The sequence below is a fragment of the Crateriforma conspicua genome (genome assembly GCF_007752935.1).
GTDB classification, from domain to species: Bacteria; Planctomycetota; Planctomycetia; order Pirellulales; family Pirellulaceae; genus Crateriforma; species Crateriforma conspicua.
The window spans coordinates 3,784,935-3,806,260 of the sequence record NZ_CP036319.1; the positions used below are offsets into that span (position 1 = coordinate 3,784,935).

Below are 21,326 nucleotides of genomic sequence, written 5' to 3' on the forward strand. Positions count from 1 at the left end.
GAAAAACCTTGCGTCGTCGACGAGCCCGCCTGTGTGGGGAACTGTTGGAGGAGCGACGGATGCTGGCGGTCGTGGGACCGGACGCAAAGACGTTCGGCCCCACCGACGGAAATCAAACCTATGTATTCACCGCGGGCGACTGGAACGGAGCCAAGATTATCGAATCGGCGGCCGTCGAGGGATCGCTGGACACCCTTGATTTCGGCGCATTCGGCGACAATTTGACCTTTCGAATCCAGTCCCGGAATCGCGTCAGCGTGACATCCGCTACTGGTTGGAAAGCGGAAGCCCAGCATGTGGAGCGATTTGTTCCCGGCGATGGTGAAAACGTCTTCATCATCGAAAAGGGCGCGAAGTTGGTTCAGGGGCAAATCCTGACCAACCCGGATTCGCAATCGGTCGTTTTGTCATCGACGACCAACGTTTTGGACCCCAACGCGACGTTCACCGGCGGAGTGAAGAAGGCGGTCAATGTCAATCTTTCGGAATCACCCGCCTATCAATCCGCCGGAATCGAATTCACGGTCCTGAACGGGGTGACCGAAATCATCGGTGGTCGTGGCAACGACGTGCTGGTCGGTGATGAATCGAACGATGACATCCGTGGCGGAAAGGGCGACGATTTGTTGTCCGGGCGAGGGGGAAGCGACAACCTGCTGGGTGATCGCGGCGATGACGAATTGCTGGGATGGCTGGGCAACGATGTTTTGGACGGCGGCCGCGGGGACGACGTTCTACGTGGTGACGAAGATGACGACGTTTTGCGAGGCGGATCGGGCGACGACACGCTGATCGGTGGAACCGGAAGTGACACCGCATTCGGCGGCCTGGGCGATGACATTTTCGTCTTCGCCAATGGTTGGGGACTGGAAGATGAGGTCGTCGAGCGGAGTGGCGAGGGTACCGACACCCTGGATTTCGCCGCCGTCACCGATGATCTGACTTTCCACTTGGGGTTGCCACCAGCCGTTACACCGGAGCCCGGCGATCAAGGCGTTCCGTTGTACTTTGTCGAAAGTCTCGATTCAGAACTGCTTGCCAGTAACCGAATCGAAATCATTGCTTCCGGCGGCGGTGGCAACACGTATCGCGTGCACAACGGATTTGCCGATCAGCTGCGAACCGATGGACTGATCAGTGCGCTGACGCGAACCAAGCTGGTCGTCGATGCAGCGATCGCTTCCGGAGTAACACCTACCAGCACTCTTGATCTCTCCTCCTTGACCACTGGTGTGACGGTGGATGTCCGGCCGGCTCGATCGGTCGATGACTTCTTGGGGCACAATCAAGTCACGTTGACGTTTGCCAATGGCCGGCAAGTCCAGTTCGACCATGTCGCACAGATCATCGGATCGACGGGTGATGACGAATTCGTTTTCCATGACGGTGCCGTCTTGGCGGGCGATTTGGATGGCGGGGCAGGGCAGAACACACTGACCTATCGCGGCGATGTCGAAGACGACTTTAACGTGGATCCGGCACTGTTTCCTCGAGTGTTGGGCACCGTCACGAACATCGCGATCATCCAGGCCGGCGATAATGATGACGACATCGTCGGCGACAAAACGCCGAATCATCTGCGTGGCGAAGACGGCCAAGACACCTTGGACGGCGCGGGCGGCGACGACGATCTGGATGGCGGATCGGGCGACGATACGCTGCGCGGCGGTGAAGGGAATGATCAGATACGCGGTGGTCGTGGCGATGACACCATCGAAGGCGGCGAGGGTGACGACGATATCTCGGCGGGCAGTGGTGCCGATGACATTGACGGCGGTCCGGGCGACGACCACATCGATCCCGGCACGGGGGCGGACATCCTTCGCTTTGCCGATGGTTGGGGCACCGACGTTGTGGAATCCAACAGCCTGGCGTCACGCAACAAAACGCTGGACTTCACCGCCGTCACGGCACCGCTAACGTACAGCCTTGCGGGACGTCACATCGAAGTCGGCACCGCCGGCTTCACTCGCGACACCGAATCCGTGGCCGGCCAATCCCGCGATAGGGGGTCAGGCGTCTTTTCCGACGGCGGCGATCGCTTGACCGTCACGCCGGCAAATTCGCTGATTGGTAACAACATCGAAACGTTGAAAGCCGGATCGGGCCAGCAAACTTTCTATTTCGGAAATCAGTGGACCAGCACCACGATCGATGCGACGGGGCGCAGCAGCGGCGAAAAACTGATCCTGGACTTTGGAGGCGTCAGCGAGTGGTTGCGGTTTGATTTCCAAGCGGACAACACGCTGAAAGTCATCAACCTGGGAACGTTCTCGCCGATCAACGCGATCCGAGACGATCTGCCCGGATTGAACGCCCCCACGATCACGATCAAGGGCTTGGATGCGAACACGGAAATCGTGACCGGCCGCAATGAAAACAGCTATCGGTTCGCGCCCGACGTCACGTTTGCCGGACGAGTAACGTTTACCGCAGCCAACAAGTGGACTCGGGTGCCATTCACTGAGGACGCGGTGCCGACAGGTTTGCGCGCAGGGCACCGCGTTGATCTGACCAGGCCATTGGGAAACGCACCTGGAAGCTACGTCGAGGTCGTCAATCTTGCCACCGAAGATCCGACGTCACTGTTCAATGACAACATCGCGAAAACGATTTCGGGGATCACGCGGTATCGCTTCGAGTCATCCACCATCAGCGGCAAGATCAGCGATGTGTCCTTTGGCAGTGGGGTGAATCTGATCCAAGGGGACTTCGGCAACAATGATTTCCAGCAGAAAGCGTTGCGGCCTGGCGTGAGCATTCTGTCGGGACTGACCGGGGCTGATTCTTATCGCTATGCGAACCTTTGGGGACTGTCGTTCGTGGTGGAGCCCCCGGACTTGGTGGTCGCAGGTGAATCGGCTCCCGAAGCACTGGACACGCTTGATTTCTCGGCGATGGTCGGATCCATCACGGTCGACGTTTACGACGAAAAACCGGATTGGCTTTCTTTCGAATTCAACGAGTCTCATCCGGACCTTGTCGATGTCAACGTTCCCAAGCCGCCACTGAGCGTCGACACGAACTACATCGTCGTTACGGATCAATCGCTCGGTGATTTTGTGGATCGGTCCGAGTTTGACCCGGGCGGTGTGCTGACTGCGGTATCCGCGTTCACCGACCGAAGCATGGTCTTCGCGACCGACATTGAATCGTTGGTCGGTCCGAAGGGCGGGACAATGACCGTGCGGATGCATGGCGAAGCCGAATTGCGTGGAACGGTCACGGCTGGTTCACTCGGCAGCGTCGTGCTGGACTACTCCAACTATGACACCGCCGTCGCGGTGGACGCGGGAGCAGGCGATCTTGCGGGGTTGCCTGGACTTGATTTCTTGGATGCGTTCCCCGTACCGACGGGCATTTTGTCCGGTGCAATTCTTTCCGGCGGAAATTTTCTGCCCGGCTTGCCCCAAACCGGAACCGGCAGCGCCACGGGAATCTCGGGCAATCGTTTCGGCGGGCTGACGACCCTGGTCGATTTTGGCGACAACCCGATCAATCAAACCCTTGGCGACATCGCCGTGATCGGCGTGTCGAAAGTCATCGGCAGCCCACACGAGGACTCATTCGCGTTCGGCAACAGCGACATTCAATATGTCTGGGATGGCGACGACATCGCAGGCCTGGATGTTCAGAACGACCGCACACAGTTGGACGGCACATCGACATCAACGCTGGATCTGTTCGCGTCCCAAAAACTGGCCGACGTGACAGTTGATCTTTCGTCATCGACCGTCACAAGATTGGGCACCGAATACCAGGCCACCAACATCAATCGCGTTGTGTCTGGCCGAGGCAGCGACACGATCATCGGTACCGATCGAGACGAGATCTTTGTCTTCCAAGTCGATGGTGCAGTGGGCTGGGGCGTGGACCAGATCACTCCGGGAGGCGGCGACGACATCATTGATTTGTCGGAATTGCCGGAGTCCTGGCAGTGGCAAACCCGGCTGAGTCTGGATGGCTTGTACCGAGAGATCAATTTTGAGGGACGGACGGATCAGATTCGAATCTTGGAGTCACCCGACAACGATTATCGAATCATCGATCGAAACGGAGCCTATTCCAAAGACCAATGGCCCAAGGCGGCACAAACGCTGTCGCTGGACAGCTTGGTCACGACCTCGGTTCCGGCGGGATTGAAACTGGACGTCATTCCGAGATCCGTCGTTTCCGCGGCTTTCGATGCGTTCGATGGAGCTTCGTTCACCGTCGCCAATCGAGACGGAAGCACGGACACGCGAACACTGTCAGTGGCAACGTCCGACAACGGTGCGAAGCGTTTGGTCGATGATTTGTCGGTGACACGTCTGGACGAAGACACGTTGACGTTCCGCATCATTGATCTGCCCGGTACGCAGCTTTCCACTCGAATTCTTTCGGGCGACATTCTGATCGACACAACCGCCGGTGATCATGGCTGGCATGTCGACCCGGCGTCCAATCCACCCGCCGACCGCGTTGATTTGTTGGGCGTGGTGATCCATGAGTTGACTCAGCGATTGGGTTGGAACCAGTCAAATCTGATCGGTGATACGCTGGATCCAGGCGAGATCCAACGTACGGTGCCGACGGGCGTCGAACTGGCCAGCGGCGACCTGAACGACACGCCGATCGTTCTTTCAGGTTTGCCGACCGGAGCGATTGACAACAGCACGCCGGCGATCGACGCGGTGGTTGCCGAAGCGGTTTCGCGATGGCAATCAGCGAACGTTCAGATCATCGGTGCCAACACCGCGACCCCCACCATCGCGGCGCCGACATTGGTTTTCGGTCACTTGCCAGGCAATGAAATCGCAAGAACGCTTGCGGACGGATCGATTTTGTTGGATCCGACCGCGGCCGGGAACACGTGGTATGTCGATCCGGATCCCGCGACCGACGAAACTGTACCGGCGGATCAGATCGACTTGCTGTCGGTCGTCATGCACGAGATTGGCCACACGCTGGGGTTGGGGCACGACACCGTGGACGGTTCGGGCAGCCTGATCGAGGTGATGCAAGACACCATCGCGATCGGCCAGCGTCTGTCGCTTCCGGCGGCTGCGTCCATCAGCGTCATCAGCGTGGATTCATCGGACCAATCCAAGTTGGGAGAAGGCCTGGATGCCTTCGCCGACTGGGTCGCAGATCTGGGAACCCGGTTGGATGAATTGCTCGGTACCGGCGTTACGATCCCGTTTGTCGGCGATGTGTCGCTGGCCAGCCTGATGAACATCGAATCCGGCAGCGTGACGACGTTGGCGAGCGAACTGCAAAGCGGCGTTATCGACAATGTCGCGTCGGTGTTTGGTCCCGGCGGCGACATCGATGGCGACACGTTGATCACGACGCTGGACTTGGCCGCACAAGACAACGTCTCCTTTGCACCCGCAAGCAACTCCGTTGCGTTTGTCGGCAGTGTTGATCTGACTTCTTTGGACTTCAGCGATTCGATCGCTTTAGATCTGTCACAAATCGAGCTTGCCGGTTTGTCCGCCGCCGATCTCGGTTTGTCGGTCGACTCGAACGCGCCGCCGGTGATTCAGTTGGACGGTGGGATCGACCTGAATTTCATTTTCGGAATCGATCCGCAAGGGAACTTCTACGTCGACGCGCCGACGTTGGTTGCATCTTTCCAGGCGACCAGTGGCGATGACCCGCTTGATGTGTCCGTTTCGCTCGGCCCGTTCGGCCTGGGCATTGAACAGGGATCCATTGATATCGGCGCGCAAATGTCGTTGGGAACCGATGCTCGTCTGAGCCAAGCCGACTTATTGGGTCGGCGGGTCGACCCGTTGCAATTGCTGCCGACGCTGGATGCCGGTGCATACTACGACATCGATCTGCCGCTGGTTTTGGCCGGCTCACTTTCCGGATTTGACACCGGCACGATGGCGTTGCGGGCTCAGCGAACGTTGGATGAGGGAATCGGCAGCCTGGACAGTCTGATCGACAGCATCGAATTGGACTTTGGCGATCTGGATCAACTATTCGATTTGCGTGGGGTCAGCCTTGATCAGATTCTGGACGGCATCATCGCGGGCTTGGACGCGTTGGTGGATGCCGAAGGAGACGACGCCAGTCTGATCGCGAAGAAGATCCCCGGGTTGAACAAGAGTGCCATCGATCTTTTCGGCAACGGAACCGAGAGTTTCATCATCGGGCTGAAGAATGCGATCGAGGGTGTTCGCGATGGCAGCAGTCTGGGTGCCCTATCGAATGACTTGAACGCGGCGGTCAACGACTTGTTTGGCCAGCCGTTGGATCCATTCACGATCACCTACCGCGACAGCCAATTGCTGGTGGATTTTGAATTCGAACGAACGTTGCTGGATTCGGAGTTTGCATTCGAAGTCGACTTGAACGCTTTGTTCCGGGACGACATCCAGTCGTTCGTCGATAACACGCCATTGCTAGACGGCGTGACGGTTGATCTTGCGGCGCTGGACGTTCGACTTGGTGATGCAGATGGACAGGTGAAGCTGGCGGTTTCGGGTGCCGCGGGAGTCGATCTGGGTTTCGGAATCGATCTGAACGATGTCACCGACCCACAGATCATCTTTGCCGACACATCGGAGGTTTATGCATCGGCGGCTGCGTCGTTTGGGCAACCCGTTACCTTGGACGTGCAACTGGATTTGAATGACCTGATTGGACAGAGCGAGGGTGACCTTGGTTCTTTCGGCTTCAAGATCAAGGACGCGACCGCAGACATCGATGTTCGTGGTGCGTATGGTTTGAAGCCAAACGAACCTGGTTTCTATTCGCTCGAAGACATCAACGCCGGTGACCTGCAAATCACCGTCGATGGTGGAATCGATGTTCGGTTGCCGTTGTATTTGACCGACACGGTTCCGGTCGGTGGCACCGAAGCCGACGCCGATGGCAACGGAATCGCAGACAACGTTCTGGCGCTCGCGTTGTCCGTGGAAGACGCTTCGTTGAGCGGAGCGGAGTTCGATTACGAGTTTTCCGGTCCCGGTGTTGAACAGTTCATGGGGATCGCGGCACTGTTGAATGATCCGCGGACTTTGCTGGACGGTCTGGAGGGCATGTTCGACGGTCTGCAATCGGACATCCAGGCGAAGTTTGACGAACTCGGGTTGCCGCTGATCGGTGATCGTTTGAAATCTGCGGCCGATTTCCTGGTCACCTTGGAAGACGACCTGCTGGGTGTGAAGCAGGAGGTGGCGAATGCGGAAGGGTTCTACTACTACGGCGGATCAGAAGACGCCCCGCGTTTGGGCGCGGCGCTCGAATCGGCGATCGGAAACGATGAAAGCGTGATTGATTTGGTCCAGCGTGAATTGCACGCCTTGGTCAGTCGGTTGGGAAACAATGCATTGAAAGTTCCCGACTTGGATGCGGCAGGCCGACCACAGTTTGACGCCGAAGGACGCCTGCTGTTGAAAGACATCCAAACGCCCGAAGACATCGGGATTCGCATCGACGACGGTGCCGCTCAGTTCAACATTGTGCTATCGGGCAACGTGTTCGAGCCATTCACCGTCCCCCTTGACTTCGATGCAAGTGTTCCCGGCCTGGGGCTGAAGTCGGACGATGGCAGCGCTGTCACGATCGCGATGGACTATGTCTTTGGTCTCGGGTTTGGGTTGTCCAGTTCCGATTGGTTCTTCGTCGACACCGAGGGCGTGACCGAAAGCGGTGCAGAGTTCTCGTTGGACTTGTCCGCGACCTTGCAACCGGGAACCTCGGTGGAAGGGCAGTTGGGGTTTCTGAAGGTCGATCTGGATGAAGTCATCGACGACGACGACGCGAGTGGTTTACGCGGGTCGTTCGAGATTGATCTGCAGGACGGCGATGGCAACGGACGTTGGGCACCGCTGCGCGGCGATTCGCTGGGTGTTCAAGCCCGGCTTTCCGCGGACGCGAACGTGGACATCGCGGGACGTGTTTCGTTTCCCGATTCCGGGGGCCTGCAACTGCCGGAGATCACCACGACGATCCACTACGATCAACTGTTCGCGCAGGTGGAATTTGGCGCCGGCGGATCTTCGGCTGACTTCGGCGGATCACCGATCGTTGAATTTGCCGACGTTCAAATGGACCTGGGCCAATTCATCACCGGCTTTGTCGGCCCCATTGTCGATGAAGTATCGAAGGTCACCGATCCGGTCAAGCCGATCGTGGAAGTGCTGACCGACGATATCCCGCTGCTGCGGCAATTGGGTGCGTCACAAACATCTTTGCTGGACATCGCAAAAGTCATTTTGGGGCCGACGAAATTCGCACCGGTCGCACGTGGCGTGGAAGCGGTGACCCGGTTGGTGGAATTTATCGACGACATCGATGCGTTTGATCCGTCCCAAGGTTCACCGGTCATCGATTTTGGCAGCTTTACCATCGGCGACGAAGTGCGTTCGGGCGGCAGCGGCGAAATCGCGGATAGCACCACGAACGACACCGTGGCCCAAGCCGAAAGTGCATCGGATCCAAAGTCCAAGCGCGTCACCGATCGAATCGGTACTTCCAAAGGCAGCTTTCAATTCCCGTTGTTGACCGATCCACTAGCCGCCTTCGGCTTGCTGTTGGGCAAAGACGTGGATCTGTTCAAGTATGAGATGCCGGGGCTGAATCTGAACTTTCAGTATCGCAAGTCCTTTCCAATCTTTCCCGGCTTGAACGCACGGTTGGGCGGTCGCGTGACGGCCGACACCGACTTTATTTTCGGTTTCGACACGACGGGAATTCGCGAATGGTCCGAAACCGATTTTGCGATCAACGAGGCCGACCGAATCTTCCAAGGCTTCTTTGTCGACGACCAAGTCTCCTTTGACGGCAACGGAGCGGTTCGAAGCGACATTCCCGAAGTTTCACTAACCAGTGCAATCACCGCGGGTGCATCGGTCGGCATTGCGGGATTGGTCGAAGCCGGTGTGGAAGGCGGAATCCGGGCGTCGGTCGGCTTTGATCTGAACGATGTTCCCGATCCACTTCAGCCTGGAAACGTCGTCGACGGAAAGTTGCGTCTGCAAGAAATTGCCCAACGTTTGGACCAGGGCGCAAGCTGTCTGTTTGACACCAACGGCCAGCTATCGGCGTTTCTGGACGCGTTCTTTTGGGTCGGGCTGGATCTTGGGATCTTCGGCGAAATCACCGTGTTCGAAGCTCGCAAGAACTTCTTCAATTCCGTCTTAGCCGATTTCAACTTCAGTTGTCCCGACCCGTCGGCGATTGTGGCCACGCAGTCCAGCGATGTCGTCACCGTTCGTTACCAACCGGGACCCGGCGAATCCGTGACTGCCGGACAAGGCGAATCTTATCTGATCGAACAAGAACCGATCGACGTGACGCCCAACGACGGAGTGAACAACCCGGTCGATCGCATCATCGTGACATCGCGCGGCAGTCGACGATACTTCGACCCGGCCACCGTTGCGACAATCTATATCCCAGGAACCGCCAACGACGATCGCTACATCGTTGCCGAAGGCGTGACGCCCAGGATCGAGATCCATGGAGGTGCGGGAAACGACACGATCGAAGTGAACTCCACCGTTGCCATGTCACGCGAGATCTATGGCGATCCCGGCAACGACACGATCATGGGATCCGATGCGATCGACACCATCGACGGTGGCGATGGCAACGACGTTTTGGGCGGCATGGGCGGGCCGGACATCATTCGTGGCGGTGACGGCGATGACCTGATCGAAGGCGGCGACGGTGACGACCGACTGGACGGTGGTGACGGCGACGACGCGATCAGTGGCGGCGCGGGAGGCGACAGCATCGTCGGTGGTCTGGGTGAGGATCGCGTTGACGGCGGTGAAGGCGACGACCTGATCTTTGGTGACTTGGCAGATGATTCCACCGGCGTCTTGGTTCCCGTCGATGGCGGCCAGCCGGAGTTTCTGCGTGACTTCTTGCGTGGTGGACCGGGAATGGACTTCATCAACGCACAGTCCGGAAACGATACGATCGAAGGCGGCCCAGGGATTGACACGCTTTTGGGCGAAGACGGCGAAGACACCTTTGAATGGACCGTGGGCGACGGTGTCGATGCGACGATCGCAGGCGGCGAATCGGAAAAACTGGTCGAGGGCCTAATCTATGAAGACATCGACACCATCCGCGTCAGCGGCCTGGACGCTTTGGTCCGAGACGTGGTCTTCGTCGATCCATCGTCGGCCAATCCCGATGACGTGACCGTGCGATTCGAATCGGCGGGAACGGTGGAATCACTGTTGCTGCGTCAGTTCGGCCGACTCCAGATCCAGCTGTACGCCGGTGCGGATGCGGTGACGGTTTCCGACGTGTCGATGACGACGCTGGAAGCCGTGGATGTCGACTTCGGCACGGGCGAGATCTTGCAAACCGTTGTATTGACGGAGTCGATCAAGGTCGACGAAACCGTCTTGGTGGATGACATCGGTAACGCACGGATCTTTGAGCCGGATGACGACTATGACGCCAACATTACCGCCGACCTGGTGTTCTATCGCCAGACGTTTGACGCCGGCGAATATGTTTTCGACGAAGCCGGGATTCCGGTCTTGGTCGAAGCCGATTTGCCGAGCGGCGAGACGGTACTGGCACAGTCGCACATCGATGGCAATCCCGTCTTGGTCGACGGACTGCCCGAGTTCACACAGGTGGAGACTCGAGTGCGGTCGGAGTTCCGTGAGGTTCGATTGGCCGTCCCCAGCCATCAAGAGATGAGCGACGGTGAAGTACGCGACGAAAGCGTGCCGAGGTTTCGCAGACAGTTGCTTGAACCCGGTGGCACCTATCTATACGACGCAGACGGATTGCCTTTGACTCAGTCGGTGACCGATTCCGACGGCACCACCTTTCTTGCGCAACAATTCGACGGAGTCGGACGCACCGATAACGACGGCAACCCGCTGTGGCAAGTCAGGGACGATGAAACGTCGACCGATCCCGATGCAGAAAGCGATCCCATCCAGTTTGAATCTCGCTTGATCCAGCGTTCACGACAGGAACGAATTCCGGTGGTCGACGCGTCGGGGAACCCGGAACTTGATGCCGATAGAAATCCGATCGAAGAAGTCTTCATCACACCGGAATACGGAATCGATTCGTCGGCCGACGTGCTAACGATTTTGGGAACAGGCGGTGACGACACGATTACGGTGCTAAGCAACGACGTCACCGTCTACGGGACGATCGAGAACAGCGTCGCGTTTTCCGTGGCAAATTCGTCACGTGCTGGCGGCGATCGACTGGTCATTGAAACTTTGGACGGTCACGACCGCGTGGAGGCCTCCGGCGTGGAGGCGGATCGTTTGACGTTGGATCTGCGCACAGGCGAAGGCAACGACACGCTGATCGGATCGCCGTTTGACGATCATTTGAATTCGGGTCCAGGGGACGATCTGGTGTCCGGCGGTTTCGGGTCCGATGCCTTCCTGGACGTTTCCGGCATGGACACTTTGGTCGAAGGCCATGACGGCGATTTCATCTTGACCGACGACACGCTGACGATGATCCGCGTGCGGACCGATCTTTTGCCCGACGGGAACGTGTTGCTTCCACGTCAGGAAATCATGCGTTCGATTGACGCCCTGCCGGGTGTATTCGAGCTGATCGAATTACGCGGCTTCGACGCGGACGGTGGCGGCGATCAACCTTCGATCAGCGTCAACCGATTTGACGTCATCGGTTTCACGGGCCAAGCCATTTTGGATGGCGGGGCCGCCGCAGATGTCTTCACGATCACATTGGATGCTCGCGCGGTCGCGGACGAAGACTCCGTTGTGTCGATCGCCGATTCCGGGGGCGATGGACTGGATCAGCTGTACGTTCGCGGCACACGTGGCGCCGATACGTTTCAATTTGGCAGCGGTTATGTCCAAAGGGTTTTGGCCGTTGACGATTCGTCCACCGGAAATTTGTTCGGGGCACTTTCGGATTTCACCACCGACATCAATGTTCGGAATCCCGATCTGGTCAATCTGTATTCACAGCGTGTGGAATACGGAAGTGTCGAATTGCCGGTGGTGTCCGGTTTACAGGGCAGCGACCTGTTCATTGTCGATGACACCAGCGTCGAAATGTCGGTGCGTGGTGACTCCGGCGCCGACCGGTTCTTTATCGGCAGCGTCCGAGCAACCGCCATGGTGGGTGGGTTCGAAGTCGTCGAAGATATCACCAATGGCGTTTCCTATCCCGCATCCTTCTTCGGTGGCAGCGGCAGCGACTATTTCGAAGTCAATCACAACGTCGCACCGATCAATCTGTACGGCGAAGACGGCGACGACACCTTCTTTCTTTACGCCCATCTTCAGCGTGTCGATGCAGATGAGAGCCAACCGGTGGCACTGGGACAGATCGTCGTCAACTCGGCCGAAGGCGAACGAGACATTCTGTCTTACGTCGAAAACGCCCCGGTGAAGATCAACGGGGGTGCCGGAATCGACACGCTGGTCATCGTCGGAACACCGGCGGGCGACAAGTTCATCGTCTATGTCGAAATGGTGGAACAGGTCGTCGACGGGATTGCCCAGATGGTGCCCGTCCAGCGGATCTATGGCGCGGGTTTGATCCTGGAAGAGGTCGTGAACGTCGAACGCCTGATTTTGCTGACCGGTGCCGGTGATGATGAAATCTATATCAATTCAACGCTGCCGGAATTGGATCTGCAAATCAATCCGGGCAGCGGCGATGATGTGGTTCATGTCGGCGGCGATTCACAGACCCTGGACGTGGTCATTCCCGAATCGACACGTACCGAGATCGAGACGATCGCCCAACCGGATATCGTCACAACCTCTCGCGTTCTGGTGCGTCCGGCTTATAGCTACAGCAAGATCGTCGGCTACGCGATCCCAATCTTCAAGCTGTTCCCCATCTATCGCCGAATCCATGTTCCGGCGAAGTACCGCACCATCACCACGCGGACACCGCAACCGCCCCTTCTGGTGCCTCGGGAAGTCGTCGTTCCACGCCGTGTCATCCAAGAAACGATGCCGGCCAGTTATTTGCTTTCGCCGATCCAGGGCACGCTGACGATAGACGGATTGAGCGGTGCGGGACTGGGCACCACGTCACTGGTGATCAACAACAGCGGCGTGACCGAAACACTTCGGCAACAACAAGGGTCATTGGCTTACGGGGCGTTCGATGCAATCGAGCTGCGTGATTTGTCACTGAGGACCGATGTCGATTATCTGTTGCCCGTCATTCCCGACGCGGTGTCGACCACCATCTTTGCCAACGTCGTCAAGAACGAGATTCGCAATCGTGACCGTTTGCGAGAGCCCGGGTTGATCGACGACATGATGCGCCCAGACAACCGTGATGGCGCGACCGTCGTCACACTCAACCCGGGAACTCCGGTGCATGCGTTCGCATCGTACGCAGCACTGCAAACTTTTGCCGCGGAACAAAACTTTCAGGTCGAGCTGGATCCCGACGGCAACGCCCAGACCATGGGCGACCCTCGTCTGGGCAGCGATTCGCTTGCCTTCGAACTGGAAACCGAATTCAGCCTGACCGGCCAGATCAGCAACATCCGCCTTGTGTTGATCGAGCCACGCAGTTTTTCCGTTCCCAATCGATTCGTCGAATCCATCCGCGTTCTGGACACGACACAGTACAACACGCTAGTCAGATTCGGCTTGGATTTCCCGCTTCGATTTGCCGGTATCGACGACGTCCGCTTCATTGCATCGGACGTTCGCGAAAACGTTCAGGTGTACGCTTCACCCGAAAACTTGACCTTGGAACTTGGTGCGGGTGCCGAGGAGATCAATGTCTATGAAGTCAAACGATCCTTGACGGTTCACGGTGGGGACGACGAAGCCGAAGTGCGTCTGTATTTGCAGGATGTTGATGCGGACATCACCGACGGACGGATATGGCGAACCGCCGGGCCCGGGCGTGATGCCTCCATCAGCTGGCGACAAGAAGCCACCGAGGATACCACTGCTAGCGAGCATACCGTCACGCTGGATGACATCTTCTTTACCGTGTTCGCTTTGGGCAACGGTGACACCCACCTGACTCTTGGCAGCGATGTCCGGCACGATGCACCGGCGATGCGTTTGATTGCCGGTACAGGCGATGGCAACGACACGCTTGTGATCGAATCTTGGGCCGGATGGGATGCCAGTTTTTCCAGCTTCAAAGGTGATGACCTTGCCACGCTGTTGGTGGGCGAATTCGCCGACACCCCGCCGGTCCATCCGCCGCGTCTGACACTGGCACGTCTGGTGGTCGATGATTCCATGGCGCAGTCGCCGACCCAATGGGTTGTCGATGCCGGGGGAACCCTAAGCGCCACCAAACCGCTGACATCCGGCGACCTGGTCTCGGCGGAGATTGTCGAAACCCTGGATGTTGATCACGTCGAACTGCGCACGGGTTCGATGCACGACAGCCTGACCGTTGACACGGCTTCGGCGACATCGATCGACGGATCCAAGTTCTTTGTCGCCAGTGGCACCGGCGTTGTGACCGGGCCGGTGCAAACAAGGTCTCGCGGCTTTGCCCGACACATGGGCTTTGATCACTTCACGATGGAATCACCACGTCACGTGGAAGACGGTTTTGAACTGATCAGCAAAGATGGGACGTTGCAGCCGGCTGAACAGTCCAGCCGTGCGGTTTCGCTGAGCGGTGAGGCCACGCTGGCACCACTGGTCGATACCGGGTTCGCGCTGTTCAGCATCGACGTGTTGCGCACGTCAACCGCCGGTGCGTTTCGCTTGATCGGCGACACGCTGAACGGCGAAATCGTCGAACAGGCATTTTCGGTCGTTGCCGGATCGGACGTCCTGCGAATCGATCTGGACGATCGCTTTCGGACGCTTCGTCGCTTGGCAGTGGTGATCGATTCGCCGGCGCCGGTCATGCTGGACAATCTTTCGCTGTTGGCGTATCCGGAAAGTGCGGGCCAACCGCTGGGCCCGGAACTTCCTCCGGAAGCCTCCGCCGGTCTCGTTGAGCTCGACACGCAAACGCTGACCATCAATGGCGTCGCCAGCGGTGGTCAGTTCAACGGGACGACGTTCACGGCGGACTGGATCGCGGACGGAAGCATCGCGGAGTTCCGATTTGCCGGTGACCTTCACTTGCCCGATGAGTCTCGGGTCACCGTGGTCGGGGATCGTTCGCGAGGCGTTCGATTCTTTGTCGCCGCAGACACCATCATCGGTGACGATGTCGTGTTCGACTTTGCTGCGGATGGTCAAACACCCGGACCAGGCGGCGGTGCAGGAGGCCTTGGCGGACAGGGTGGTGACGGCGGCGATGGCGGTCTGGGCGGCCTTCGGGGAACCCGGGGTTCAGGCGGCACCGGCGGCCGAGTGCTTTCGTGTTCGTTCTTCGATTGTTCGACGTCAGCGCCGACACGCGGCGATAGTGGCGGACGCGGCCAGTCAGGCGGTTTCGGAACTGCCGGCCGGCCCGGAACCTCCGGCGGTGATGGTGGGGTGGGGATTAACAACGTGGCCACGGAAAACGGTGGCAACATCGGTGTGCCCGGAACGCTGGGACAAGGTGGCGTCGGCGGATACAACGCAACGGGCGGATTTTCCGGTGATCCTTCGAACAACGCTTCGGGCGGGAACGGCGGCGCTGGCTACCGCGTCGGCCCCGGGCGACCCGGTTTACCCGGCAGCAACGGCGGCGCTGGTTCAATTGCCGATCCGGGCAGCTTTTCGCCGAACAATCCGTTCGAAATTTCCGGAGGGCAAGGTGGCGGTGGTGGAGCCGGTGGTGCTGGCGGCAGCGGTGGCGGCGGCGGCGGTGGTGGTGCCGGCGGTAGCGGCGGAGGCGGCGGCGGTGCCCTTGTTGAATTCCGGTCGCCATTCGGGCCACTCGTTTCGCTGTCCGGTGGCAACGGTGGCTATGGCGGTATCGGAGGCACCGGAGGCGATGGTGGTGACGGAGGTCGAGGCGGCGACGGAGGCAACGGCGGCGGTGGCGGCGGCGGCTTTGAAATCACCAGCGTCGGTCGCATCCGATTCGCGGGTGATCGATCCGACAATAGCAACGAAACCGCAGTCATGGTGGACGTCTCGGGCGGTGATGCCGCCCCGGCCGACCCATCGCGTCTGGACGAAGGTCGAACCGACGGCGGTAACGTCAAATCGTATCCGTCACCCGGTCTGTCGGGATCTTCCGGTCAACAAGGAAGCGGTCGTGCCGCCGGTCGGGGCGGTCAAGGAAGCGACGGAATGCCGGGTGCCGTGGGTGCGGACGGCGGCGAAGGAGGCTTGGGTGCCGCCGGCGCCGGTGGTGCCGCGGGCAGTGTCAAGTTCGTCGCAAACGTGATCTCCGGTACGAATGCTCTGCAGGTCGACGCCCGCGGCGGAAACGGTGTTGATCAGCAAAGCCAAGCCGGAGACGACGGTCGCCTGATCGTCGGTGCTCATGCCGGACTGGAAGCAATCGCCGGTGGTGCAAGTCCGCTGGTCGATTCCAGCGGCGACGTGTTGACGATGCCGGAAGGTCGGTTGCCGGCTTCGCTGCTGAACCAGAACCCCTTTGTCGACGGTTCGCCCCACGTACCCCGTCTGACCGACTTGATCGGTGGCGCCGACGCGTTCGGCGTCTTGGACCAGGTGACGTCGGCTGACTTGCCCGACGTCGATACGCCCGGCAACCCCGACGCGGTGGTTGCCGTGATGCGTTTGGACTCGCTGGACACCGACAATGTTGCGTCGACCAGTGAAGTCTATGCGGGTTACGACGTCCTGGTATTCGCTAACCTGACAGCGTTGCCGATCGATGCACCGGAGCTGGGAGTGATCGTTGACGATGAAGCCCCAACCTTTGCGCGTCCGCTTTCAACGGGGGGCGTCGCCGTCAATCAACAGTTTGGCGGCACTCCGGGAACTGGAACCGGCGGCGGACATGCGTTGACCGCCCTGGGTGGTGGCCAAGTTTGGGCAATGTTGATTCCCGAAACGCCCATTCGTGTGACCGCCAGTGTCGCCGGGCAATACACCCGCATCGACGATCTGGAACTGCCCAGCGGCGGTGTCGCCTACCTGCGTGGCGCCGTGGATTCGCCAGACACTGTCATCGCAGGATTCGATGCGATCGCGGCCAGCACCGACGGTCAAAACATCTACGCGATCAATACGGCGGCAGGTCGCTTGACCGTCTTCAACGCCGATCAAACCGAACGCCAGCAACTGGTCAACGGCCAAGACGGCATGACGGGAATCGCAGCGCCCAGTGATGTCCAGATCAGTAACGCGGGCGATGTCGTCATGGTCGGTGATTTCACCAATGGCACCGTGACGATTTTCGATCGCGACACATCAGGAAATCTGACTTGGGCACAAACCGTATCAGCCGACATAGGCCGCGGGCCGAATCGAATACTGAACGTCTCAGGACGAAACTTCTGGGTGGCCGGCCCGACAAGCATCCGCAAATTCGAACCGCTTCCCGATGGTCAGGTTCGTGCGATCGGAATCCCAGTGGATTTGGGCAACTACGACCAAATCGCTCAAGGGGATTGGGTCAGTGCGTTGTATTGGACAAGGTCCCAGAATGGTGCCCTGGAAAGCCTGACCGATGGCCTGGGCTATGACAGAATCGCCGACGTGAACGTATCGATCGATGTCCAGCAGAACAACATGGACGAACTGGACGTCTTCTTGTCCGCACCCGACGGAACAATGGTGCAGCTATACGCCGACGTCGGTGGGTCGATCGATTCAGCGCCGTTGACCTTGGACGACGAAGCCGTCACAAGCATCGCTAACTACAATGGGGCGGGTGTCTATCGACCAATCGAATCATTGTCCAAATTCGACGCCATCGAGTTTGGCGGAACTTGGACGCTAACTTTGATCGATGACGAAAGTGTGTTTTTCATCAATGACACTTCGACATTCCGGTCGTGGACCTTGGAAATTGAAACCGAACGCGGCCGGCGGATCGAAGCCACCAATAGCGTGGCCGGGACCTTCGACCAAGGTTTCCCTATCACTCGTTCGGTAACGGTCACGGACACTAACCGCCCCGCACCCATTTCGGGTCCAAAAACGATCGCCGTCAGCTCTGAACGAGCTTTCGTCTACGTTGTGGCAACGTACGAGAATCGTGTCGACGTTTATCGTCGCGACACCGAAAACGACTGGTTGGAATTCACCCAGTCCATCGACCTTTCTTCCCAGGACTATCCGTCGCAGCTTCATCCCTCACAGATGCGGATCACGCGCGACGGACGACACGCCGTCTTCAGCAGCACTGACTACGGAACCATTTCGGTCTATCAGCGTGACCCGGCATCCGGTGACCTGACGTTCCTTCAATCGATCGAACAGGACCTTTTCCAAGACGCCGCTTTTGACTTTCCGCAGGACATTGAATTGCTGGGCGGCAATCAAATGGTGGCCGCGACTCGAAACGGACTGACGTGGTGGGATCTGGAAACTGGCAATCCGCTGCCACAGCGTCGCGAGCTGATCGAATTCGACGGCGTGGAATCCGCCCGAGTCAACGTTGCTCCCGCTGATTTTCAAATCGACATGCTTCCCGATGCCCCCGCAGGCATGGGTTGGAACGCGATCGAACGGAGCGACCACGTCCTGCTTCAACTGGTCGACCTTGTTGACGTCATGAAAGTGTCGGTGGGTGAATCACCACAACGATCGATCGTTAGTGATCTGACCGTGCAATTCGACGGCGCCGTCGACATTGACGACGACGCCTTTTCCGTGATCCGACATGGTGACGATTCCGGATCAGTACAGACGACGTTCGTCAGTGCTGCCGACGCCAACGGCGACACCGTGGTCACCCTCTCGTTCAGCGGTGACCTGGTCCGAGCCAGTGGATCGCTGATCGACGGCAACTATGAACTGCGGGTGGACCCGAGAAAAGTCCGTCGCGCGGGAACTTCCACCTGGCTGGACGGAGATGGAGACGGCGTTGACGGCGGCGAATTTGTCTTCGGCGCCCAGGCAGCCGACCTGTTCTTCTCCATGTTCGGCGACATCGATGGTGATCGTGATGTCGACAACCGCGATTTTGCCGCGTTCGCCAGAACCTATCGTCGCACTCAAACGATGGCCGGTTACGACGCCAACTTTGACGTCGATCAGAACGGCGCCGTTGACAATCGCGACTTTGCGCAGTTCGCACGACGCTATCGAACGATCCTTGACACTCCTTAACACCACCTCCTGCTTTGGATTTCGTATGACTCCGTTTCGCTTCATTCAGGTTGGCCTGTCTTTGGCCGTCAGCCTGCTCTCCCTCGGCTCTGCCAATGCCGATTTCGTGCTAGGGCTTTCACTCGCCGGGCAGTCCACGCCAACCGAAACCGTTCGAGTACAGATCGGTCAACCAATCCCTGTCGAACTCTTCCTGCGACAAACCGGTGCGGAAACACGCCTCGGGACTGATGGATTATTCTCGTTCGCTACTCGACTGCGACACAACAGCGACGTCATTTCTGTGTCAGCCATCACGAGCAACGCAGACCTATTCGGCGAAACATTCACAAGGACAATGCGAGAGTCTGCAAACAGTTTCATCATCGCAGGCGACCGTTTAGCGTTTGCCGGCGGTGCCAAAGGCGATGCAGTCAAACTGGGGTCCTTCATTGTCACTTTGAATCGCCCCGGAACCACCGCCCTGCAGCTTGAAGATTTTGATCCTTTCTTGGAGGACTTTGCGCTCGACAACCTAGACTTCTCATTCTCGTTGGATGACGCGATCTTTGAAGGCAACCCCATCGGTGGTCCAAACAGTCTCCCTCAGATCACTCTGCAGGTGACCTCGGTCCCCGAACCCGGCTCCGCTCTGTTCTTGGCACTTGGAACCGTTGTCACCATCCGGCGAATTCGTCACATCCAAAAACCGCCTCCTGTAACCTATGAGGGTGCCTCGACGAACTAAGACCTCCGTCCCCTTAACTTTGCCTGTGGGAAACCGACCAGGGCGTCAGGAGCCCAGAGAATTGAAACGTCGCGCCAAACAATACAAGCTCATGCAAAAACCCCCGTGATCCGAACCGAAACCGTTACGCCACGGCAGCTTAGGTCCTAAGTTCGTGCCATTCACCCCCGTCCCCTTTAGCTTTCCCCGGACGTGCCAACCGCAGGCGTTACCGAAACAAAGACGCCTGACCCCTTTGTCTTGTCGCACTCTTGGTGAAGCCAGTCCGTGCTCTGTTTCGTAAACCGAGATTCTCCAACGAGTTGCGAACTGCGCTGAGTTGCTATTGACGGCACCTGGGGAATCTGACGTAACTCGTTGGTGCAAAAGAAGCTACCGCCATCGGGATCACCAAGAGTGAGGAAGAACCCCATTGAGGTGCCCGCTGACAACTCTATCTGAAATGTTAAGTAGGTCCTGTTCTCAGAAATACCGGAACGCTTCTTTCTGGCTGTCGAAACGTCTGAGCTTAATGAGCCGAAACGCCAAATGCCATCTGGCGGTTCATAAATACCCATGTAGCGAGTTATCTACATAACCGGGATTTACACAGTGGAGGTGCTTTGGGTGCTCCATGGAGCACCCAAAGACAATTTGCGATGCTGAACAACGGCAGGGTCAGAGTCCAGCGACATTCAGAATTCCCATTCCACGCAGGTTCATGATGTCTTAAGCGTGGCCGATTCACGCGAAATCCGTCATCCTTGTATTATCTTTCCGTTGACAGCTGGAAAGTGTCCACCTCGGCAAAAACGCCCTTGAGACATTCTGCCAAAGAAACAACGCCCCGGCCAGAGAACAATTTTCTCGACAGGCGTTGCCCAGCCCGCTAACAAGAGAAAGGGGTCAGGCGTCTTTGTTTCAGTATCGCCTGCGGTTGGCACGTCCGGAGGGACGTATTGGACATGGAAGACACCAAAGTCGATTGCTCGCTCATTAACGATGGTGCTGGTAGGGAAGCAGGACCTGATGTGCGGGACCAACGGGAGGGGGCGGAGCCTGAATGCTGTCGCATCCAGCTACGGGACGAAGCACCACCGATATTGCTCGCATTGCCAAATCCCAATGTAGGGCGGATCGCGGAGCGGAGCGAAGAAGCTCCAACAAGAGAAAGGGGTCAGGCGTCTTTGTTTCGGTATCGCCTGCGGTTGGCACGTCCGGAGGGACGTATTGGACATGGAAGACACCAAAGTCGATTGCTCGCTCATTAACGATGGTGCTGGTAGGGAAGCAGGACCTGATGTGCGGGACCAACGGGAGGGGGCGGAGCCTGAATGCTGTCGCATCCAGCTACGGGACGAAGCACCACCGATATTGCTCGCATTGCCAAATCCCAATGTAGGGCGGATCGCGGAGCGGAGCGAAGAAGCTCCACCAACAAACCCCTAACGGATTTGAGGGGACGAAGGTCCTTTTCGGCTTGTTGATCGGACGGACAATGATCTCGATGCTCG

Annotated in this window: 2 protein-coding genes; both read left to right on the forward strand. The window is 58.2% G+C overall.

The features are described 5' to 3' along the window. Nucleotides 1-8: 8 nt before the first annotated feature. Complete coding sequence (locus Mal65_RS26510; protein ID WP_165701268.1) at nt 9-19,106, forward strand: beta-propeller fold lactonase family protein; 19,098 nt, start codon at nt 9-11, stop codon at nt 19,104-19,106. After that, nucleotides 19,093-19,833, forward strand: coding sequence for a hypothetical protein (locus tag Mal65_RS14035; RefSeq protein ID WP_145298680.1), 741 nt, complete (start codon nt 19,093-19,095; stop codon nt 19,831-19,833). The genes Mal65_RS26510 and Mal65_RS14035 overlap by 14 nt, the downstream gene beginning before the upstream one ends. Nucleotides 19,834-21,326: the final 1,493 nt, after the last annotated feature.